Consider the following 23,283-nt stretch of genomic DNA (forward strand, 5'->3'; position numbering starts at 1 on the left):
AAAAGATCGGGTTTTTTAACTTGCTTGCTTTTATGCAGTTGCCAATGTGGTTACAGGTTTTGGGAAAGTCAATGTGAAGGAACTTCCTTCATTTAATGTTGATGCTAATTCTATCTTTCCTCCATGGCTTTCCATGATTTTTTTGACAATAGCCAATCCCATTCCTGTTCCTTCGTATTCGCTTTTTCCATGTAGGCGTTGGAAAATCTCAAAAATCTTATCCTTGTATTCCTCTTCAATACCAATCCCATTATCCTTTACCATCACTAAAAGAGAATCTCTTGTTTGTATACAGCTTATGTGGATGTTGGGTTGCTCTGAAGCCTTTCGGTATTTTATGGCATTGGAAATCAGGTTGAAGAATACCTGAACCAATGGTGACCTATATCCCTGTAGGATGGGCAGCTCATCCATAGTCACTTGAGCATTTGCATTTTGGATTTTCCTTTTTAGCAAAAGGCAGGCTTCTTCTACCACCTCCTGGAGAGAAATTTCCTCCATAGCATCCTCATTTCTTCCCACCCTTGAAAACTCCAACAAGTCCAACAATATCTTTCTCATTCGGTTTGCACCGTCTACCGCAAAGGATATGTATTCCAATGCTTTGATATCCAGCTTTTCCCTATATCTTTTTTCCAAAAGTTTAAGAAAACTGCTGATCATTCTAAGGGGTTCTTGTAAATCATGGGAAGCCACATAGGCAAATTGCTCTAGTTCTGAATTACTTCTAGAAAGTTCATTTGCTCTTATGGTGAGCTCCTTATTCAATCTTTTTAGGGATTCTTCGTATTCCTTTCGGTAACTAATATCCTGAATGGCACCTAAAAGCCGGATTGGTGTTCCTTCTTGGTTCCTTATCACCATGCCCCGGTCTATCACTTGGGCATAGTCTCCGTTACTTTTTTGGTACCGATAGTCGTGTTTATAGGAGTCAGTTGTAGTTTTAGCCTCTAGAATGGCCTCCATTTTGCTCATCAAGACCATGCGCTCTTCCTCATGTACCCGTTCCATCCAGCAATCAAAACTATAGGAAGACTTGAAATCATAACCGAATAAGTCATAGAATCCCTTACCCAAATAAACCTCGTTGGTTTTTAAGTCCCAGTCGTAGATGGCATCGTTGGCAGCTTCAGTGAGTTTTTCATACCTTTCGTTACTTTTTTTAAGGTCTTCATCAAGTTTTATTCGCTTCAGGTCTTTACCAAGGTGCCTTCCAAGTTCTTCATAAAAATCCGATTGGTACTGGGCTGAAAATAAGGATCCTTGACTAGCATTATTTGCCAAAAGCAGGACCCCTAAAAGCCTGGCATCCGAAAGTATTGGGATTCCCATGACTTTATGTTTGGATGAAAACCTATATCTTTTGTCAATATGGCCAACTTCAGAGGGATCCTCCCAAATTTTAACGGTTTGATTACGGTAAATTTCACCTAAAAATCCCTCGTTTCGGCTAGCTTTATTTCCACGAATAAATAGGGACAACAAACTTCTCTTGGACTGTGATTGCAAATTGAAATCGGAGGAGTGCTCATCGAGTAGCCATGCTTCTGCAAGATCGAAGGCTCCATAAAGCGATACTTGATGTAGAGTATAATTGATATAGGCCGATGCATCGCACTTTCTTTGGGAAAATTGACTGATGCTGGCCATTAACTCCTTTTGCATCTCCCTGATTTTATGCTTAGTTACATCCCTTTCTATTGCAATCCAATGGGTAAACCACCCCGTCTCATCTGCCACAGGCGTAAGAGAAAAATGGTTGAAATATTCTTCCCCTGTTTTCTTATAGTTGATTAAGGTAGTTTCGTATGGCCTCCATTCTTTTATAGCTTGCTTGAGCTTATCCAACTCCTTTCTGTCCGTTTTGGAACCCTGCAAAATTCTTGGGTTCTGGCCGATTAATTCCTCCTTACTGTAACCGGAAACTTCACACATTGCATCATTCACGTATTCAATTAAAGGGCCCGGATTATCCTGGTTTTCGGCCTCGGTCACCATTACTCCATCAGAACTGTGGGTAATTACCCTTTCCAGAAGCCTAAGTTTGTGTATTTCCTCCTTTTGCTGTGTGATGTCTTGTACGGTTCCCCTTAAAAGGTAAGAATTGTTTTTATCCAATCTTCCAATCAGGTTCATCCATTTGACCTTACCGGATTTTGTAATCACGCGAAAGGAAATTTCCAGGAGGCTTTGTGTCTTCAACCCTTTACTGCAGTAAAGTAAAAACTTCTGCCGGTCATCGGGATGGATGGTTTTGAAAAAGTAGGCTAAGGAGGGATGGGGTGTATTAAGGTCTACCTCCCAAAGCAATAACATGTTATCCGACCAATGAACAGATTCATTTTCCAAGTGGAATTCCCAGTTGCCAAGCTTTGCAATTCGCTGGGCCTGCTCGAGGTTTTCCTCCTTGTCTTTCAATGCCAAAAATGCCCTTTCCCTTTCCGTTACATCTTTGCCTGTAACCAGAACACACCCCTTGCCCTGATATTCAAAATGGTGTCCATGGAGGTCCATAAAAAGCAGCCCTCCTGATTTTGTGAGGTGGTTGATAATGCCAAAGTGAAAAACCCCTTCCTGATCTTTAATTTCCTTTTGGATATCCAACAGTTTCGAAAGGTCTGAGGATGGCCTCAAATCCTTAAGGGTTAATTCTTTAAATTCCTCTTTGGAATAGCCATATAAATCCATTGCGGCCTGGTTAACATTCAGAATCCTTAGCGTATCCTTTTCATATATCCATTTAGGATAAGGGTTCATTTCAAAAAGACTCCTGTAATATTGTTCAGATTCCTTGATAGCCAGAAACTGGGGATCCTGCAAAGTGAGGTGTAGGTGTTTAAGGGATATTTTCCCATTGTACAATTCACATAAATATCCCGGAGGGGGATAGTAAATGGTATTAGGTGTTGGACGCTTACCGGATTTGGCCTGGAGAATAATATGGGAATAGTTAAACTGTTTGATCGTTTTTTTTAGGTGATTGATAATAGCTTTACTTGGTGCTTTTTTTATTAGGTAAGCACAAGTATTTGTTGAAGTATTGGACAATAGCTGTTCAATTACCGGGAGCTGTTCTCTTTTAATCTCTTCAAAGCTGATACAAGTAGCATTCTTGTTGCCGCTGATTGGGCTTGATCCCTTACCTTGATTTTCCCCTAACAATTCTCCCATTTTGGCTCACATTTAGTACTGCTAAAGTTTTTGGCAGCTAGTCGGTTATTTTTATCCTGAATAAAAAAGTATTTGTAATTTTCTTTATTCCCTCATCGAATTCTACACGGGTTTTCCCTAGGCTTTGCTATATTTTCATATGTTTATAATTGTCTTTTCAGCGGTCATATAGCCTGCCCCTGCCTGCCCCGAACTCGCTTCGGGGAACTCGTTTCGGGGGAATCTCGCAGTCTATAATCATCCCAGTGTGTGACGTGCTCGTCATGCCTGACTGCCGTCCAGGCAGGCTCGATTTCATGGCATATCCATTGCTGAGCCGAATATATTCATTTTGTGATTCAACACCTCTACAGTAATAAAGAAATGTACAAAAAAGTAAATGAACTTTGATTTCTAAAAGTTTTATCTCCAATTCTTGACAAAGTGTTTTGACAAGGCCTCCATGTCTATTCCTAACATCTCCTTATTGGTATCTAGGCACTTATATTTCAAGTGATCTGGAAGTCTCTCAAACCCATAATAAGTACCAAGTATTGCACCTGCCAAGGAAGCCGTTGTATCGTTGTCCCTTCCGTAATTCACCAAAAACTGCATACTTTGCTCAAAGTCAAAATCAGTAAATAGCATGGCAGTCAGTACCTGAAGAAAAATTTCCCCCGCATGGAAAGGCATATCCTGTTGCTGCTCATCCAACAGTTCAAATGCTTTTTTTACGCTGGGATCCTCTTTTCCAAAAGGGACATCTTCGTTTTTTTCCTGCTTGGCTTGCTGGGAAATGGACAGTGCCTGCCGGAGGATCCGATAAGCCACTCTACCCACCAGCCTGCTATCAAAATAGCCTTCGGGATCTGTTGAACGAATAACTTCCAACATGTGCTGTGGATCAAGGTCTCTCTGCATGGCCACAGAAACCATAGCTGCACTTAAGGCACTAAGGTCTTTGGCATACCCGATATCAAAAATGCTTAGCTTAAAAGCCTCTTTATAAGCCTTTTCAGGGTCTTGAGGAAAAAACAATCCTATGGCAGGTCCGTATAGTAATCCCCCACATACCATTTCTCCCCCATAAAACTTGTTCAAGGCACCCGCATATTTTTGAAGGTCATTATCCAAAAAGGGTTTGGAAACCTTGGCCCATTCCTGCAGCCATAGCACCCTTAATTGCTGCGCTTCGAAATCCTCCGGTTGTTCAGGATTAAGTTGCTTGAACCGGCTAAGGTCGTTTTGGTATTGCTCATATATCTTTCTCACCCATTTAGATTCATTGAGTGTGTTCCCATTTTGCTGGCTTAAATATTCCATGATCAGCACCTTCCAGCGGGTATCATCGGTGGTTCCTCCAGCTGGGAGATTGGCCTCCCATATGCCTTCCGGGCTCTTCTCCCGGACCATGGAATCCAGTTTGCTTACCCATCCATATTCCATCCAAATTTCTTCCCTTGTCCACATTTCTGTGGGGGTTCCCATAGCATCTCCTATGGCACTCCCCACCATCATCCCCAACACCTTGTCATACAACTCTGCTTCCGTAAGGTCTACCCGGGAGAGGGGCTTATCCGTAATACTTTCCTCCAACTCCTTGTCGGTCTTACATGAAAAAAGGATTAGTGTTAGGGCAAGGTATGTAATAAGTAACTTACAATTCGAGTACATATTGAGCAGCTTCTTTGGCTATTTTTTCTTTTTCTTTCAACTCCAAGTGCAAAGGTAACTGGGCTAAACCGAAAAGCCTCCTTAAGATTTCAACGCCACAAAAGGCCAATAGCAAGGAGGTATCGCAAGTCCCATAGCGGTAAATTTCCCTTTCTAGGATTTCCTCAGGGTATCTTGCCATTTTAAGATGAGCCAGCATCACCCCTAAATCAAATTCCGGATCCCCCTTGAAAGCAAACTCCATGTCTATCACCCTTACATTTCCCTGTTTATCCAACCAACTTCCCGGGTAAAAGTCCCCATGCAATAAGGCCTTGCCCTGCTTTAAATACCTTTGCCCAACCAAGGCAATTTTATTCACAAGTTTTTGGTCTTTTTTAAAAGGCTCAGCAAGCTCCCCTAATCCTTCTTGGATTTGGTTCAGGTCAAAATCGTTATCCTCTCTATATGGGAATATAAAAATATGTTCATGATTTAGTAATTTCATGCTGTAGTTATCCGGAAAGACTACTTCTGAAAGCCCATGCAGGTTTTTTAAAAAAGAAACCAATGAGCTTAGGGTATCGCTTTGAAGTACAGAAGGGTCCGAATAGATGCTGGAAAAATCACGCGCCTCCCCCAAATCCTCAAGTACCAAGAGATAATGCGTGGGTAAATAGTCTACATGGGAAACTGTGTAAGCACCCAAAATTTCATTGGAGCTTATCTTTTCATAGAAGGCTTTTTCTACCGATATCCTTTCCAAAGGTGCCGGTACCTGTGGATATTTGTTGACATAGGGTCTTGACTGTTTGAGAATAAGGGACTGCCTGTCCGTTTTTAGGCGAATCACCTGGTTCATATTGCCCTCACCCGCTTTTTCGTACCTTAGGATTTTCTCTTCTGGATGCAGACACTTCAATTCTTTTCTTAAAAAGGATTCCTGTTTTTGATCCAGGGGTAATGTAATATCCACCATAGTTCAAATTTAGAACAAGAAATTTATTTCACGAAATATTTAATCCTATATGCATCTGTTATAATTTTGGGACATGAGCGAAAAAACAATAGATCTCAAGCCTTTCTTGAAGGACCTAAGTAGCCAACTTTATGGAGACCTTCATTATGACCACCTGATGAGGACACTTTATGCCACAGATGCTTCCGTATATAGATCCCTGCCCTTGGCTGTAGCCCTTCCCAAAGACAAGGAGGATATCAAAAAACTGATTGCATTCGCCAATACCCATAACACCTCTTTGATCCCCAGGACTGCCGGGACCTCACTGGCTGGCCAATGTGTGGGGGATGGAATAGTGGTGGATGTATCCAAATACCTCAATAAAATTGTAACATTCAATAAGGAGGAGGCTTGGGTAAGTGTGCAACCGGGAGTGGTCCGCAATGAACTGAACCACTTCCTCAGACCACATGGCTATTTCTTTAGCCCCATCACCAGCACGGCCTCCAGGGCCATGATCGGGGGAATGGTAGGCAACAACAGTTGCGGTACTACTTCCATCGTTTATGGCAGCACCCGGGAGCATACCCTTTCCCTGCAACTCATCCTTAGCGACGGTTCTGAGATAGAAGTGAGGGCTTTAAGCGAGCAGGAGTTTGCGGAAAAATGTAAACTCCAGACCCTGGAGGGAAAACTATACAGACATATCAGGGAAGAGTTGTCCCTCCCAGGGATGAAGGAACAAATCGAGAAGAACTTCCCCAAACCAAGTATCCATAGAAGGAATACGGGATATGCGGTGGATTACCTGTTGAACTCCTCCCTTTTTGGGGACTCCGAGCAACCTTTTGACTTTTGCAAGCTGATTTGCGGTTCCGAGGGTACGCTGGCCATTATTACCGAAATAAAACTCCATTTAGATCCCTTGCCTGCACCCTTTGATGTGGTAGTGGCTGCACATTTTGAAAGTATCCATCAAAGTATGAAAGCCGCGCAGGTGGCCATGAAACATTCCCCTGCTGCTGTGGAACTGATGGATAAGATTATCCTGGACTGTACCAAAGAAAATGTGGAGCAAAGCAAAAACAGGGATTTTGTGGAAGGGGATCCCAAGGCCATTTTGATGGTGGAGTTTCGGGATGAAAACCTACCTGCTGCTTCTGTACAGGCAGAGAAATTTATTAAAGCGCTTAAAGATGCCGGGCTGGGGTATGCCTATCCAGTAATAGGGCCTGAAAGGACTAAAAGTGCCTGGGAACTAAGAAGTGCAGGTTTGGGGCTTCTGGCCAATATCCCGGGAGACACTAAGGCCGTGGCTTGTATTGAGGATACCGCCGTGGACATAGAGGACCTTGCCGATTATATCGATGAATTTGCAGAAATCATGAAAGGGTTTGGTCAGCAGCCTGTCTACTATGCACATGCTGGAGCCGGAGAAATCCACCTAAGGCCAATTCTGGATCTAAAAAAATCGGATGATGTGGAACGCTTCTACCAAATCAGTGAAGCAAGTGCAAAGTTGGTGAAAAAATACAATGGGTCCCTGAGTGGGGAACATGGAGATGGAAGGGTAAGGGCTGCTTTTATTCCGCTAATGGTAGGGGAGGAAAATTATGCCCTCTTTAAGCGGATTAAACAAACCTGGGACCCGAATGCTATCTTCAATCCGGGAAAAATCGTGGATGCACCCCCTATGAACACCAGCCTACGCTATGTGCCGGACATGGAGACGCCCAGCCAGGATACCTTAATGGACTTTAGTGCAGTTGGGGGTATACTAAGGATGGCGGAGAAGTGCAATGGAAGTGGGGATTGCAGAAAATTGCCGAATTCTGGTGGAGGCACTATGTGTCCTAGCTTTCAGGCTACCAGGAATGAAAAGGAAACCACCCGTGCCAGGGCAAATACCCTCAGGGAGTTTTTGACCAAAGACACCAAGCCCAACCCCTTTGACCATGAGGAAATCAAGGAGGTCATGGATCTTTGTCTTTCCTGCAAGGGATGTACTTCGGAATGTCCTTCCAATGTGGATATGTCCACGATGAAAGCCGAATTTCAATACCAATATTACAAAACGCATGGTGTTCCGCTTAGGGCCAAGGCCTTTGCCTATATCAATCAGCTGAATAACCTAGGTGCTATACTTCCGGGATTCAGCAATTTCTTTCTGGGAAACAAATTAACAGGTACTCTGCTGAAGAAAAGCCTGGGAGTGGCCCCGCAAAGAACCCTTCCCAAATTAGCTCCCGAAACTTTGCGCAGTTGGTACAAAAAGAATTATGCCAAATTGACAGGAGAAACTCCAGTTAAGAAATCGGTTTATCTCTTTGTCGACGAATTCACCAATCATAATGATACGACTATAGGTATTAAGGCAATTAAACTGCTTAGGCATCTTGGCTATGAGGTCAAGGTAGTGGAACATCCCGAAAGTGGGAGGGGAGCTATCTCAAAGGGCTTGTTGGAATATGCCAAAAAGGCAGCCAATGAGAACGTACGGGTTTTTAGGGAATTGGTCAATGCCGACTCCCCGCTATTGGGTATAGAACCTTCTGCTATATTTAGCTTCCGGGACGAATATCCCCGGATGGTGGATACTGACCTAAGGGGGGATGCCAAAAAGCTAAAAGTGTATGCCGAAATGGTGGATGAATTTTTGGCCAAGGAATTTATCGCTGGAAATATTAGTGCTTCTCAATTTCATACTGCTGAAAAACAGGTGCTTCTCCATGGGCATTGCCATCAAAAGGCCTTATCATCAGTAAGTTACAGTAAAAAGATTCTCGAAATTCCAAAACATTACCAGGTAGAGGTAATCCCATCCGGTTGTTGTGGCATGGCGGGTTCTTTTGGCTATGAAAAGGAACATTACGCCCTGAGCATGCAGGTGGGGGAGATGGTGTTGTTTCCAAAGGTAAGGGAGGCAGATGAGGCCGTAATTGTGGCCGCACCCGGAACCAGTTGCAGGCATCAAATAGCAGATGGTACGGGAAAGGTTGCGAAGCACCCAATTGAAATTCTGTTTGATGCTGCTGAACTGGCATAAGAAAGTCATTGGTACCTTTTTTGACTAGCTTGCTATAATAAAGCTTGTAACCTAGAAGATAGGTTCGGCTTATTAATAGAGGTAGGGAATTTGAATTAAATGTAACCTATGGAGTTTATTGACTACTATAAAGTATTAGAGCTTTCTAAAGGAGCTAGTACGGATGAGATTAAAAAGGCCTATCGAAAGCTGGCAAGGAAATATCATCCCGATCTAAACCCGGATGACGCTAATGCGCAACGTAGGTTTCAAGAAATCAATGAAGCTCACGAGGTACTTTCCGATCCGGAGAAAAGAAAAAAGTACGATAAATATGGTAAGGACTGGAAGCATGCCGATGCCTTTGAACAGGCGGGTGCATCCAGCGGAAGGGGTGGATTTTCAGGCTTTGGAAGTCAAGAGCCCGGTGGATATGGTGGATTTTCCGAGGATTTCGGAAGCTCGGGTTTCTCGGATTTTTTTGAACATCTTTTTGGAGGTGCTTATGGCGACAACCAAGGGTCAGGTGTCAGGTTCAAAGGCCAGGATGTAAAAGCAAGTTTCCAATTGCCTATACGGGAAGCTTATACCACACACAAGAGAACCTTGGACATAGGTGGAAAAAAGATACGTATTACCGTTCATGCTGGTATCGAAGATGGTCAGACCATAAAGATCAAAGGATATGGCCAGCCCGGTGTTCATGGAGGCCCGAATGGAGACCTGTACCTTACCTTTCAACTTATTCCGGATGGATCTTTCAAAAGGGTTGGGAAAAACATCTTCAAGGATGTGCCCATAGATTTGTATACCGCTGTTTTAGGTGGGGATATCACTGTGGACACCTTAGATGGCAAGGTTAAATTAAAGGTGAAACCCGGTACGCAGAACGGGGAAAAAGTGAAACTTAAAGGAAAAGGATTTCCTGTATATAAGGAAAAAGATGTATTTGGAGACTTGTTTTTGACCTATCAGGTAAGGATTCCGGAATCCCTGTCAGAAAAGGAAAAAGCTTTGTTTCAGGAGTTGGCCAAAATAAAACATGCGACATGAAAGAGGAACTAATTGCATTGGATTTCTTTTGCCGCCACTGCCGGGTAGAAATCTCATTCGTGAAGCGCCTATCAGAGTTTGGACTGGTGGAATTGGTGGAAGAGGAGGATAATTTCTTTATCCCTTCCTACGAAATTGGGCATTTGGAACGTTTAAGCCGGCTTCATTATGATATTGGCATAAACACGGAGGGGCTGGAGGCGATCCAGCATCTTTTGGATAAAATTGAGCAACTTCAGACCAGACTAAAGAAGGCTGAATTGGAAATTATGTATTGGCAGCAATTGGCAAAATAGGGAATAAAAAATTGTAGGTCGTACCAGGCTCGAACTGGTGACCTCTGCCCTGTCAAGGCAGCGCTCTGAACCAACTGAGCTAACGACCTAAATCACCTTTTGCAATATTATGTTTTCTTATTCAATTGACCAAATACCCCATAAAAAAAGGAGGGAGTAAACTACTCCCTCTTTTTACTTCCAACTTATTGATAGGTGAAAAAATACCCTAGATTTCTTTAATGGCATCTGCTAGTTTTCTGGTGTAAGTACAGGATAATCCACGTTAAGCTGTTCCAAATAGGAATCATAGCTTTCGGGGTCGTAATACAGGGGTTCCAGTTTGGGTCTGTACTTATTCATGATTTCTTCATTTAAATAAATAGGAGGTTGGACCTCCTCACTCATAAATGGTTGATAGGAAATGTCCTTAGTCTGGACCTGTTCAAAATATTCCCATGCCTCCTTTAATATTTCCGATTGTGTAAGAAGATCATAGATGGTCAAGGCCTTAACTTTGGCCCCTGCAAGTACGCCTTTATGGGCTATAGGGGTGGCCATGGCAACGGCATTTGTCCAATGATGCCCCGGCAAATCTGGCATATTTGCGGGATACCGGAGCACCACAGTGGGCAGGTTCCAAGAAACATCCCCAATATCGTCAGAACCCCCTCCTATGGAAAATTCCACTGGGCCACGTAGGTCGGGCACCTCTGTAGGCAAGCCCGATTGATCATCTCCTTTTTCCGGATTGATGTTTTTTTGTACTGCCTTTGCTAATTGTTGATCTTCCTCCGTCCAATCGGGTAAGCCGATAAGTGATATGTTTGCATACATGGTTTCCGCAAGGGCCTTGTTAAAATGGCCTGGCCAGGAGGACCCCATAATTTGGTGGCTCACTTCTGTATTGGACATTTTTGCGGCACCTTCAGCGATGCGTTTTGCATCTTCAAAAAGTTGCAGGATTTTGGGATAAGTCCTTTCCCTGAGAAAGTACCAAACGGTCGCTGTACCTGGTACCACGTTGGGTTGGTCTCCCCCTTCCATGATCACATAATGAGACCGATGGGTGGGTTCCACATGTTCACGGTGGAAGTTCCAACCGATATTCATTAATTCCACACCATCCAGGGCACTTCTACCTTTCCAGGCACTTGCCCCATGGGCCGTTTGACCCTTGAAATCAAACCTTGCCGAGATCAATCCCGTATTTCCAGAATCCCCCCAAGAAACCCCAAAATTGCTGCTCACGTGGGAAAAGAGACAGGCATCCGCTTCCTTAAATATGCCAGACCGTACCAAAAAAGCCTTACCGGCCAGCTGCTCCTCTGCTATCCCTGCCCATAGCATCAATGTACCTGGGAGGTTTTCCTTTTCCATAATGGCTTTCACTGCCAAGGCAGATGCAATACTTAAGGGTACTCCCGAATTATGCCCCTCTCCATGTCCGGGGGCACCTTCCACTAGGGGTTTGAAATACGCTACACCCGGGGTTTGGTTGGTGTTAGGGAGGCCGTCAATGTCTGAACCTACGGCGATAAAGGGTTTCCCACTTCCCCATTTTGCGGTCCAAGCCGTAGGGATTCCCGCAATTCCCCTTTCGATCTCAAAGCCATGAGAAGCAAGGATTTCAGTTAGGTAATCTGATGTCTCATACTCCTGAAACCCCAGTTCGGAAAAACTAAAGACCTTGTCCACCATTTGTTGAATCAATTTCTCGTGTTTTTCGACCTCATCTACCAGGAGCTTTTTGCTCTCCGATAAGGATTCTTGGCAAATACCAGGAATTACCCCTGTAAAGCAAAGGGGAATACAGAGCAGAAGGAACCTACCAATTCTTTTCATCTGTTTATAATTTGTTTTTCAGCGGTCAGATGGAATGCCCAGATTAATCATCCCCCTGTGTGAGAATACTTTCTCATGGGCATTTCATATGTTTATAATTTCTTTTCAGCGGTCATATAGCCTGCCCCTGCCTGCCCCGAACTCGCTTCGGGGAACTTGTTTCGGGGGAATTTCGCAATCTATTATCATCCCCCCGTGTGTCTCTCGCGTCATGCCTGACTGCCATCTAGGCAGGCTCGATTTCATCTTATTATTGCAACTATTCTGAATGGTCATGGGTGCAAATAGGTTCTAACCAATGTTGGAGGGTAGTACCAATAGGAGCACCAGAAGGAGCTGGTATTGGGGTAAGTAGATCAAGTTGTTTATCGGGACTTTTCGCGAAACCGTCCAGCATGCTTTTGGAGTAATGAAGGTGAGCCTTTTGATAGACATTTTCCGGTTGCTGGCTCCCCATCCAGTCGGAAAGATCATTCAACTTCATCATTGCAATGGCCCTTGCTTGAGTGGCAGCACTTTGGTCCGTAGAGAGGTTTACCAGGTGTTGTATCACTAATTTGTCAACGGTTCTTTTTACCTCACCTTCATAGCCTGTGGGGGTTGTTTTTTTCCAGGTAGTTTCCAGAAGGGCATCAATAACCCCATCCAAACCTGGCAAACTACTTTCTAGGGCATGTTGTGTCACCAATCGGGAGGCACGTTCAGGATGAAGCAAGAGGGTTAAGGTATGATGCGCGGCAATCTCGGCAGGTGCCAAGGGGTCAAATAAAATCCCCGTTTTTCTGTTGAATAACTCCCTGGGATTGCCTTGGTCCTGAAATGACCGAGGTGGTATCAAAGTGAGTATGTTGGTAGGGACTTTAAGTTGCGCTGGATCCAAAGTAAGAAGTAAAGCCTCTAATGCTTTTTGTTGGGCCTCGGAAGATACTGGTTCAATGGGTTTGCCACTTTCTCCCCTTACCATATAGGTGTAGGATGCCCCGGCCAAAACTTTTGCAGCTGCTTCTACTTGGTACCTGTGATACATGTACATGGGCACCAAGACCTCCTCCAAATTGGCCATAGGGGTGCCTTTGGGAATTTTTTTATCTGAGAAATCAGCGAGAACTTTCTCCCTGATTTTCAGCGTATGGTGAAGTTCTTCTACCGCATCTTCCCCATTGTCCCACAGGTGGGTTTGGGGATGTGCACTCCCCGGAGGTCGGGCATCTTGGTCGGCCAGAAAAGTCATACCCCTGCTTTGATAATCCTTCACCAGTTGATCTATGGCTTCCATTTCATCCATGTCCTCCGGATAAGTGCCATAGGCAATCTTTATGGAAACTTTATCCCATTCTCCAATTCCCTCTGCATAGGAATCGGAAATGTCTATCTCTCCATTTTCATCAAAATGTACTGTGGGGTGGGGGTAATCCATGACAGATGCCCTTCCATATGTGGAGGCGATGTAGTTGTGCGGTAACCCCAAAGTATGTCCTACCTCATGGGCGGCAAGTTGACGCATCCTAGCCAGAGCCAGCTCCATCATGGCTGGGTTTTCTTCGCCTTCAAGTTCGTATTCCCCTACAAGTCCCTGGGCCAACAAATAGTCTTGTCTCACCCGCAATGAGCCCAAAGTTACTTTTCCTTTGATAATCTCCCCGGTTCTGGGATCGGTGACACCTCCTCCATAGGACCAACCACGAGTGGACCTATGCACCCACTGTACCAAGTGATACCGAATATCCATGGGGTCAGCATCCTCGGGCAGCAATTCCACCCTAAAGGCATTTTTAAAACCTGCCTCTTCGAAGGCCTCCGCCCACCATTTAGTGCCGTCCATTAATGCTGTACGAATCGGCTCCGGTGTGCCCGGGTCTATATAATATACAATGGGTTCCTTGACCTCGCTTGGCTCTGGACCCGGATTAACCTTTTCCAGACGGTGTCTTCGGATATAGCGTTTTGTAATGGGTTGGTTTACCGGTGAGGCATAATCGAAAAAGCTGATGGCATTGATCCCGGCTCTTGGGTCAAAACCCCTTGGTGTGTAATTGTCATCCGGCAATTCCACAAAAGAGTGGTGCATCCGCAGGCTTACGATAGTTGGGGTAGGGGTGACATCCCGAAGGTAATTCCCGGGTTGGTCTCCTGTCAACGTAATAGTGGCCTCTACCTCCGTGTTTTTAGGGAAATTCTTGGTTCTGGGCAAATAAAGGGCACAACGGGAGGGATCAATTTTAAAATTCCCCTGACGGGTCCGGCTGATGGCCCCTGCGGCGTTAACGGCATCCTGAAGAAAAAACGGAGTACCGTCCACAAGAACCTTATCCCCTGAAACGGCGACGATATCAAATCCCCAATGTACAGACCTTGCGAAGGATTCCTCCACTGCCTTTTTCTCCATTTCATTATCGGTGAGTGCCCTGTAGTCCAAATTGGGTTCTATCATCAGTACCTTATTACCGGAGCGCTTGAATTCCACCACATGAGAGGGCAATACTCTGCCTCTGTCCAATCCAATGTCGTTGGAGCCGAGACCGGCCGCTAAAGAAGGATAGTACAAGAGCTCTTGGTCCAGTTGTTCGATTTCCAGATAGAGTTTTCCTTTGTTTCCATCCCAATAGAGGGGGATAAATCCAGGCATCTTTTCCATGCCATTGGTGAAGGAATTAATTTCAGGTGCTTTTTGGGCTTTCACCGAAAAATTACCTTCCCCCGAAACAAGGGGGAAGGTCATCAGCAAGATTAAACCACAAATCAAGTTACTGATTGTTTTTATCATATTCTTGGTAGGTTTTTCAATTGAGTAATAAATTGTTGGTAATGATCTCAAGATTGGGCAAAGGAAACACATATTCTTCCTGTGATGGGGATATAGCAGGTGCGGTAAGACTGCTACTTCCCTTGGCCGGAATTGTCAACAGGTTTCTCAAAAGGTCGTAGGACCTGAATCCTTCTCCAATTAATTCCATCCTTCTTTCCAGCCAAATAGTTTCAACAAGCTGCTCTGGGGTGCCTACCGCTTCCGCAGGAAAGGAATAATCAGGATCTGAACGATGTCTTACTTCTTCCAAAAGTGCCAAAGATAAAGGCAAATCATTTCCCGTTTTGGCCAATGCCTCAGCATAGTTCAGCAAAACTTCCGCATAACGAATCACAGGGACAAAATCCAGAAAAGGAGCACCACGAGAATATTTCATCAAATAATGAACCCCATCGGATTCCCTATACATGACTCTCCTTGCATCCTCGGACCTCCATTCTGGATGACCAAATATTCCGTTGGGGTTCATATAGTATTCTTCACTCACATTGTAGGTGAAACCCAAACTGTTCTGGCCCGTAGCACTACTTAGCTCTGTCATAGGCATAGAAAAGATGGATTCTGTAGTGGTGAAGTTGTCCCTGAATATTTCAACCACATCCCTGTTCAAGGTATGTAAAACCCCTGAAGCTGCCATAAAGGGGGCTTGAGGGCTCACGATTTTCTGGGCCTCCTGAATTACATTTGCATAGTCACCCATGTTCAAATACACCCTGGTTTTAAGGGCAATTGCCGTATTTCGATGGGCTCGGGTGGTATTCAACAAAGAACCACCGTGGGTTTCTGGCAAGGCGGCTTCGGCTTCGTTTAAATCCTGCAGGATTTGAGCATATACCTCGGCTACTGAGCTCCTGGCTAAATCGTTGCCAGTATCATCATCCTCCGACCTTAAACGGAGCGGAAGTCCAGGAGAAGCCCCTTGGTTTTCCACATAGGGCCTTGCATAGTAGGTCACCATACTAAAATAACACAGTGCCCTTACAAATTTTGCTTCTGCAATATATTGATCTGCCAAGGCATCCGTAATTACTCCCCGGTTGTCGTCCATGTTATCGATAAAGAAGTTGGTTTGATTGATGGTAAGATAGGCATCTCTCCATACAAATTCCACTTCGTTTGAGCTGGAATTTAAATTGTGGCTCCAGGCATCATATCCGGTAAAGATGTTGTTGGTGTTGTTGATAAAATCTTCTCCCCTGAAGTCCCCGTACATTACATATCTGCCTCCGTAGAAGTAGTCTTGCTTAAGTCCATTATAAAGACCGTTTACCAACCCCTCGATTCTGTCAGGGGTATCAAATATATTGGCTACTGTCAAATCGGTTTGAGGAACAGGGAATAATAATTCGTCCTCCATACAAGCACTCAGCAATAATCCAAGGCTTACTATGTACAGCAATGTTTTATTATATAAATATTTCATCTTTATCTAAGTTAGAAGCTGATGTTTAAACCTAATGTAAAAGTCCTGCCCTGAGGCACCGAGTTTTTTTCTACCCCTGGTGAGGTGTTGGAATTTCCGTTTACAGATATTTCAGGGTCAGTTCCTGAATATCGAGTAAGAACAAACGCATTAAACACTTGGGAATAAACTCTCACAGATGTCAATTTCAATTTACTCAAAATACTGGCAGGAAGCCTATATCCAATAGATGCGGTTTGCAGCCTAATGAAATCTGCACGCTCTGCATTTGCGGAGATGGGCCAAGAAGATCCGTTAGATAGTAAATCACCAAACACAACCCTTGGCACATCTGTAACTTGACCGGGTTCAGTCCATCGGTTCAAAACATCCACGGAGTTATTCCAAAATCGTTGGTCTAGCCAGGTACCTCTGGTTCCATTCATTACATAGTTGCCACCGGAATAGGTAAACAGCATGTTAACATCAAAATTTCCAAATGTCAGGTTTTGGTCTATCCCTCCATACCATCTGGGAAGCGCATTTCCTATTAAACCAAAGTCTGAGGAAGTAATAGCAGGTGCCGATGAACCGTCCAGATAGGTCCATCTACTTTGGCCAGGTGCGGCCACGTGGCTATACTGTACACTTTCACCATCTCTATTGATGAATATTCTTTGCCCGTTTTCAGGGTTAACCCCATCCGTAATGGCACCAAAAATACTTCCTACGGAATGACCCTCTCTTGTGATGTTGGTGGTTTCTGCTGCTGACTGCGTGGTACCAATGATATCACCACCTGGCAAATCCGTTACCGTGTTCTGCATATTGGTATAGTTGAGGGTGGTGGACCATTGGAGATTGGGCTTATTGACCAAGTTGGCCGTCAAAGCGAATTCAATCCCTTCGTTGACCATGGCTCCCACGTTGCTGAGAATAGAGCCTCCAGGTATTCCCTTCGAAGGAGCCTGTGGTACTGCCAATATCAACCCATTTACATTATTGTTGAAATAGGTTACGTCCAGCTGAAACCGGTCATTCATAAAACCTATATCCGCTCCAATGTTTGTCTGTTCACTGGTTTCCCATCCCAAGTTGGGATTTCCTGCTTGTCCAAAACCCCAGGTAGGGGCATTTCCATATAAGGAAGCCTCAAACAAGACCAAAGAGGCAAAGGCGTTATTCAAGTTACCATTTCCGACTACACCCCAACTACCCCGTAACTTCACGGTGTTCATAAAATTGGAAATGGTGGAATTAATGTAGAAATCCTCGCTGGATAGCTCCCAACCCGCAGATGCACCTCCGAAAACGCCATACTTTCTGTCGGCTCCAAGAGCGGAGTTTCCATCCCTTCTTATGTTCATGGTCAGAAAATATTTTTTGTCCAAATCATAACTTATCCTTCCAAATTGAGAAACGAAGGAAAACTCATCGATAAAGGCACCTGTAGGGGTGATGTTGCCATAATTTCCTTGCCATTGGTTAAAGAAATCGTCAGAAGCCTGTGTTACTGTAGCTCCCCATGCCGAGTTGTCAAATTTCTGTATATCCGAACCAGCTAGGAAGGACAAATTATGTTTATCCTGTATGGAGGTTTCATAGGCAACGGTAGAAACCCAATTCCAGTTGTTTCTTTGGGCTGTGATATTGATGGCTTGCCCGTTTTGAGCAAACCCAGGGCCATGTAAAGGGTTGTTGTAGGTTTCGTTGTCTGTCCTTAGGTTGTCTATGGAATAGGTGGTGCCAATTGTCAGTCCCTTCACTGGGGTAGCTGTCAGTGTTAGGTTTGAAATAATTCTGTTGTTTTCAGAATCGTACCTATCCATTTCTACGAGGGGAACAGGATTGTAAAAATTACTGACCACCTGATTATTTCCCATTCCCATTCTTCCATTGGAACCTATATTAAAGCTGCCATCTGGATTGTAGGGGGCGACATTTGGCGCGGTGATGTATCCCATTCTTGCTGCTCCCACCAAGAAGAAGGCGTTATTGGGCAGAGATCCACTTGATGCGGCTTTATTGATGGTGTTGTTGTAATTCACGTTTCCCGTAAACTTAAGCCAATCGGTTAATTTGTGGTCTATATTAAAACGTGCCCCTTTTCTCTCAAATGAGTTTCCCCGCAGCATGCCTTCTTGCATACTATAGTTTGTGGAAAAGAAATACTTGGTGTCTTCCGTACCCCCAGATACATTGATGCTGTGGTTTTGAGAGGTCCCGGATCTGTAGATATAATCATACCATTGCGTATCTATAAGGCTTCCGTCAGGATTAAAGCTAGGGAAAAACAACTCCGAGGGAACTCCATCATCACTCTCGTTGCCCCCCAATATTTTGGCATTGTTAACCGCTTCATTTTTGATCATCATGTATTGTTCCGCATTGAGCAAATCCGGTAGGCGAGCAGCATTGGTCACTCCTCCCCAAACTTCGTAATTTACCTTTGCCCTGCCCTCAGCACCTCTTTTTGTGGTGATAAGCAGAACGCCGGCCGCAGCCCTAGAACCATAGATGGAGGTAGAGGCAGCATCTTTAAGGATGTCAATGGATTCAATGTCTGCAGGGTTGATATCCGCCAATGGGTTGTTGGCTGCGTGTACGTTTCCGGATACATTTCCTGTGTTAATGGGTATACCATCTACTACAATTAATGGATAAGAACTCAGGGAGATGGAATTTATTCCCCTTACCCGGATTACGGGAGCATTGTTCAATACTCCGTTTGGTTGGGAAATATTCACACCAGCAGCCCTTCCTGCCAATCCTTGATCGAAACTCTGAACTGGAAGATCCTTTATCTTATCTCCTCCTACAGAGGAAGCAGAACCCGTGAACTCCCTTTTGGTTTGGGTACCATAGCCGACTACAAGTACCTCCTCCATAGTATTATCTGGCTCAAGGGTGATGTCAAGTACGGTTTGGTTGCCTACTGTAATCTCCCTGGGTTTGAAGCCTAAGTAACTTATTCTGATTTTAGTGCCAGAGGGTACATCTAAGGAGAATTTTCCATCTATATCGGTGGCCACACCTTGATTTGACCCTACCACCATGATAGAAGCCCCAATTAGTGGCTCACCAGAGTCCCCGTCTATCACCGTTCCGGTGATTTCTTCTAGTTCGTTGGAGTAGGAGGTGAGGGGTGGGTGAACAGATAATCCTGAAGCCAAAGTGCTTGCTGTTCCATTCCTTGCCAGGTTACTTTCCGGCTCAATTGAGGGTAATGACTCCAATCCCGGTTGGTAGGCATAGAGCTCCCCATTTGGGATCTGGTAGGATAGGATAAATATTCCTAATCCTATCATTCGCAACCCTTTTGCTGCGGTTTGTAACTTTTTTTTCATAACTTTGGTAAGTTTTAGTTTAATCTATTACGTTCTATACAGAGAGATCCGAGGGGCCTAATCCAGGATCTCTCTTTTTTTTTAATTCGCTATAAGCACAGTTATTTCACGAATAATACAAGGGTAATTAAGACAAGCTTGGTTCGGGGCTGGGATCCGTAGAACCGAGGTCTTTGAATATTCGTTTCAATTTATTGATGCCATAAATTTAACCCATTATTTTTAAAATTATAACAACTTTCAAATAAATAGGTTAAAAAAATTACTTAAGTACACTTAATTTTGTCGAATATTTTAAATGTTGGTTTAAATATTAGGTCATCCTTTTAGGTTCTTCATCATCTCTTCCAAAGCCGTCAGGTACTTGTCCCTTACTTCCGGATCCGGAGTAGTTTCCCAGTTTCCATCTATTCCATTTCCCCCGAGCATGATGCCATCTCTTCTTGGTATAAAGTACACTCCAGACATATTGGCTCTGTAGTTGAGTTCCGGTTGTGGGATCAGGAAGCAGAGCTGACCCGAAACGGGCATCAATTCCTCATCACCAAATATATCTTGTGCCCCAAGGCCCGTACAATTCACTACACACTGGAAAGGCAGTGAATCTACATCTTCAGGCTTTTGAAAGGTTTTGATCCGAATTTTTCCTCCGGCTAGAAGAAAATCGTCCTGAAGCATTTTCAGATAAGATGGGATATTAAAAATGGTGGTTGGGCTTTTACTAACATGGGAGTATTTAAAGGGGTTTTCCTTTCTTTTCAAGGGCTCCCCTTTGGGATAGAAGTCTACTTCAGGGGTAACCAGTTTATCCTTTAGCTCGCTGGAATAATCGCTTGCCCTGCTTTCCCCATTACTGATTCGGTAGCTGTCCATCCAATCCACCACGTGGTTGAGTCCCAGTAATCTCTGAAAAGTTTTATAGGAGTGGGTACATGCTTTTTGGTACATGGCTGCAAATTCCGGAGTCACTCTGTCGGGCTTGACCAGCCTTGATGTGGGTGACCAGGTTCCTGTGGCCATGGCTGAGGTGATGTTTGGGTAACTGTCTTTGGTGAAGATAGTGACCTCGTACCCCTTTTTTTGCAAGGTTCTCGCTGTGGATAGTCCCACAACTCCACAGCCCATTACTGCCACTTTTGTAGTTTTGGTCTCATCTACCAATTCACTGGCAATTAAAGCTGTTCCCCAGGATAGGGACCACCCAGACCCTCCATGTCCGTAGTTGTGGACGATGGTCTTTGAGCCGAGTTCCTGCTTTTCAATACGGGGCCCTCCTTGCCTAAAGGGTCGTAACCCCACCGTTTCTTTGATGATTCTGTCTTTGGAAACCTTTACTTTTGGTAATTTCTTGGGGTTGCTGACATAGGCTGAACTGTTGGGATAGCTTGGGGCACATGCCCCAAATAAGCTGGTTCCCACAGTGGCCATTGCCAAACTTTTAATAAACCCCCTTCTTGGATGGTTCATGATTAGTTTGTTGTTAGTGGTTAATTGCTTTGCATTTTGGGGCTTGTTAATTTTCGGTTAAAAAATCACCCAATATTAATGAATAAAATATTGTAATCTAAAATATAAGTAAAAAAATACACCCTATTTTTAAATAAAGGCCACAATTAGTGAATTACTAGTTGCAATTAAAGGGATGTCAATCATTTAGCTTTTCCCCGATATTCTCCAATGCAGCACGGAGTGCTTCCGGATCTTCTGCATATTTGCGTAAATCCAGGATTTCTACTTTTTGGAAATCAATGGGGTGACTTTCGCTTTGCAGGGAAATATACCCCTCAGGGATTAGTTCTCCATCTTTTTTCGCGGAGGGATCGTGATTGGATACATTACCCCCTCCATATTGGGGTTTTTGATAACTAAGTACAGTGTCTCCTTCTAGAATATGGTGTGCCACAGAGTCCCCGAGAACCAAGAAGTAGGCTGCTACCCATTGATCCCCATGGTAGGTCTTGGAATTTGAATTGAGGCAGTGGGGGGTAAATAGTTCTCCGTCGATTTCCACATGTGTCCCAGGAGTGCACAGGTTACTGGTGGGCCTGGGGTTTTCTCCGTCCCCTCCCAATAGCTGTCCCTCTATGGAGATGGGAAAGTCCTGGTCTTTGGTCATACTCTCAGGGGATTGACCATGCAGCATAACCCCTGAATTCCTGAAAGCCCATCCTTCTCCTCCAGGGGCTTGTTCGCCAACAAACCTGTAGGTTACCCTGAACAAGTAGTGGGAAAAGGACTCGTCAAAGAAAATATGCCCATATTGTTGGTCGAAATCATCGTATCCGTCGTACCTGACTTTCATAAGGTTATCCTCCACCCTGAAGGTGTTTCCAAAATTTTCATCCAACTCGTGTTTAGAAATCTTGATCCTCCACCCGTCCAAATTCTCCCCATTAAAGAGGCTTCTCCATTCCATTCCTTCTTTATCCAATTGGTAATTGGTCTCCTTGGGTGCTTGGCAGGAATAGCAGGAAATTAAACAAAATAATAGAGCGATAGGGATAGTTCTCATTGGGTATGTTATTGATGATCTTGTGAATCAAGTAATGTCCAAAAGGACAGATATCCCAAAAATGGTTAAAAAAAAGCATATTTTTTATTAAATTGCGTAAAATTGTATGGTCAACGACAAGACCTTATTCACCTATTTACTGCATTAGACCTTATGAAGCAAAGTGTTTTTATACTGATATCCTTTTTGTTATCCCTTTCCGGATTTACCCAGCAAAATTTGGTGAAAATAGCAAAATTGAGCCAAGGAGATGAAAGTGGACTTGAGGCAATCAGGCAGGATTTTATCGATAAAAACCCTGGATACGACCTTCATTATCATGCTGAAACCCAATCTTTAGATCCTAAAGATATCACTCAAGTGGTATTTGTGCAGGAAGGCGGCGGTACTGCTTTGGTTAAAGGAAATAAAGAAAAATCCAGTAAAGTAGCCATTGGGGATATTGTCCTTCTGAAAAAAGGGGAAAGGATGGAGGTAGACAGTTTGTTGAGCCTTTTGGTTTTTGACGTTCCTGAAAAACCTTCTGAAGAACTTCCCAATTTCATCAGGCCGGATTGGGATCCGAACATCACCGATGAACCCGGAGGCTGTGCCACAGAGACAAATGCCTATAGACGAATATTGTTGACATGGAAAAAAGAGGTTGGAAACTATGTTTATCATGCTATTAATGCCCACAGGGTAAGGATTATGGACTCCTTTAGCCATTACCATCCCGAAGAAATAGGGTTTGAGGAATTTTATCTTGTGCAAATGGTTATGCCTGGTGCTAAATTAATCACCAGTGAAAAAGTGGACGTGATTTCTAATCCGGAAGCTGTGAAAAAAGAACAGGTGGATTCGTTATTTGATGAATACAAGCTAGATGTAGGGGATTTGGTTTACCTTCCCAGAGGCGTCATGCACCGGGGACTGGGAGGTGTTTTGGCCCAGGTGATCACGGTACCTGGATTTATTCCCGGATCAGAATATGGGGTGGATCATTGGATCAAACAAATCAACAACAACCTTGGATTAAAGGGGGATGATGCCCTGCCTTTCAATGAAGGGGCATCCGATCATCAAGTGATTTATTGACAGAAATCCATATTTTGAAATACCCTTCTTAAGAATTCCTACGTATAGGGAAAGGTATGGGCATAATATTAGACTAAACAGCGTTCACGGACTTTTTAAATAATCCTCCGGTATCTGGTCAAAAAAAAGGGGTACGGGGTCTTTCTAGCAGTCATTAAGGGACATTTCCTATTGCCT

General features: G+C 44.0%; 13 protein-coding genes and 1 tRNA gene. 4 read left to right on the forward strand and 10 right to left on the reverse strand.

From position 1 onward, the window contains the following. Positions 1-30: 30 nt before the first annotated feature. From DB520_RS17225 to DB520_RS17235, 3 genes are all read right to left on the reverse strand, one after another. Positions 31-3,171, reverse strand: a complete 3,141-nt coding sequence (locus tag DB520_RS17225) for a PAS domain-containing sensor histidine kinase (RefSeq protein WP_114751013.1) — start codon at positions 3,169-3,171, stop codon at positions 31-33. 402 nt (positions 3,172-3,573) lie between these two features. Then, positions 3,574-4,824: an ADP-ribosylglycohydrolase family protein gene (locus tag DB520_RS17230; protein ID WP_114751014.1), complete on the reverse strand. Its 1,251-nt coding sequence runs from the start codon at positions 4,822-4,824 to the stop codon at positions 3,574-3,576. After that, positions 4,808-5,782, reverse strand: coding sequence for a phosphotransferase (locus tag DB520_RS17235; RefSeq protein ID WP_114751015.1), 975 nt, complete (start codon positions 5,780-5,782; stop codon positions 4,808-4,810). Before DB520_RS17235 ends, DB520_RS17230 begins: the two co-directional genes overlap by 17 nt. A gap of 73 nt (positions 5,783-5,855) precedes the next feature. On the opposite strand from DB520_RS17235, the gene DB520_RS17240 reads away from it, so the two are divergent. From DB520_RS17240 to DB520_RS17250, 3 genes are all read left to right on the forward strand, one after another. Next, positions 5,856-8,810, forward strand: a complete 2,955-nt coding sequence (locus DB520_RS17240; protein WP_114751016.1) for an FAD-binding and (Fe-S)-binding domain-containing protein — start codon at positions 5,856-5,858, stop codon at positions 8,808-8,810. A 108-nt stretch (positions 8,811-8,918) separates the two neighbouring features. Further along, positions 8,919-9,842, forward strand: coding sequence for a DnaJ C-terminal domain-containing protein (locus DB520_RS17245; protein WP_114751017.1), 924 nt, complete (start codon positions 8,919-8,921; stop codon positions 9,840-9,842). After that, a complete protein-coding gene (locus DB520_RS17250) occupies positions 9,839-10,138 on the forward strand; it encodes a chaperone modulator CbpM (RefSeq protein ID WP_114751018.1) in 300 nt (99 codons plus the stop codon). Before DB520_RS17245 ends, DB520_RS17250 begins: the two co-directional genes overlap by 4 nt. Positions 10,139-10,152: 14 nt before the next feature. Here DB520_RS17250 and DB520_RS17255 read toward each other — a convergent pair. From DB520_RS17255 to DB520_RS17285, 7 genes are all read right to left on the reverse strand, one after another. Beyond that, positions 10,153-10,227, reverse strand: a tRNA-Val gene (locus DB520_RS17255). 142 nt (positions 10,228-10,369) lie between these two features. Beyond that, the gene (locus tag DB520_RS17260; RefSeq protein WP_114751019.1) at positions 10,370-11,962 is read right to left on the reverse strand and encodes an amidohydrolase; all 1,593 of its coding nucleotides are present in this window, start codon (positions 11,960-11,962) and stop codon (positions 10,370-10,372) included. Between the two features lie 259 nt (positions 11,963-12,221). Further along, positions 12,222-14,726, reverse strand: coding sequence for a zinc-dependent metalloprotease (locus DB520_RS17265; protein ID WP_114751020.1), 2,505 nt, complete (start codon positions 14,724-14,726; stop codon positions 12,222-12,224). Positions 14,727-14,742: 16 nt separating this feature from the next. Further along, on the reverse strand, positions 14,743-16,191 hold the full coding sequence (locus tag DB520_RS17270; protein WP_114751021.1) for a RagB/SusD family nutrient uptake outer membrane protein: 1,449 nt from the start codon (positions 16,189-16,191) through the stop codon (positions 14,743-14,745). A gap of 11 nt (positions 16,192-16,202) precedes the next feature. Next, a complete protein-coding gene (locus tag DB520_RS17275; RefSeq protein ID WP_232835033.1) occupies positions 16,203-19,517 on the reverse strand; it encodes a SusC/RagA family TonB-linked outer membrane protein in 3,315 nt (1,104 codons plus the stop codon). Between the two features lie 318 nt (positions 19,518-19,835). After that, entirely contained in the window at positions 19,836-20,984 is a 1,149-nt protein-coding gene (locus DB520_RS17280; RefSeq protein WP_114751022.1) for an FAD-dependent oxidoreductase, read from the reverse strand. A gap of 178 nt (positions 20,985-21,162) precedes the next feature. Then, positions 21,163-22,029, reverse strand: a complete 867-nt coding sequence (locus tag DB520_RS17285) for a 3-keto-disaccharide hydrolase (protein ID WP_114751023.1) — start codon at positions 22,027-22,029, stop codon at positions 21,163-21,165. Positions 22,030-22,182: 153 nt separating this feature from the next. On the opposite strand from DB520_RS17285, the gene DB520_RS17290 reads away from it, so the two are divergent. Continuing rightward, complete coding sequence (locus tag DB520_RS17290; RefSeq protein WP_114751024.1) at positions 22,183-23,106, forward strand: hypothetical protein; 924 nt, start codon at positions 22,183-22,185, stop codon at positions 23,104-23,106. Positions 23,107-23,283 lie beyond the last annotated feature (177 nt).

The sequence above is a fragment of the Pleomorphovibrio marinus genome, assembly GCF_003347495.1.
GTDB classification, from domain to species: Bacteria; Bacteroidota; Bacteroidia; order Cytophagales; family Cyclobacteriaceae; genus Pleomorphovibrio; species Pleomorphovibrio marinus.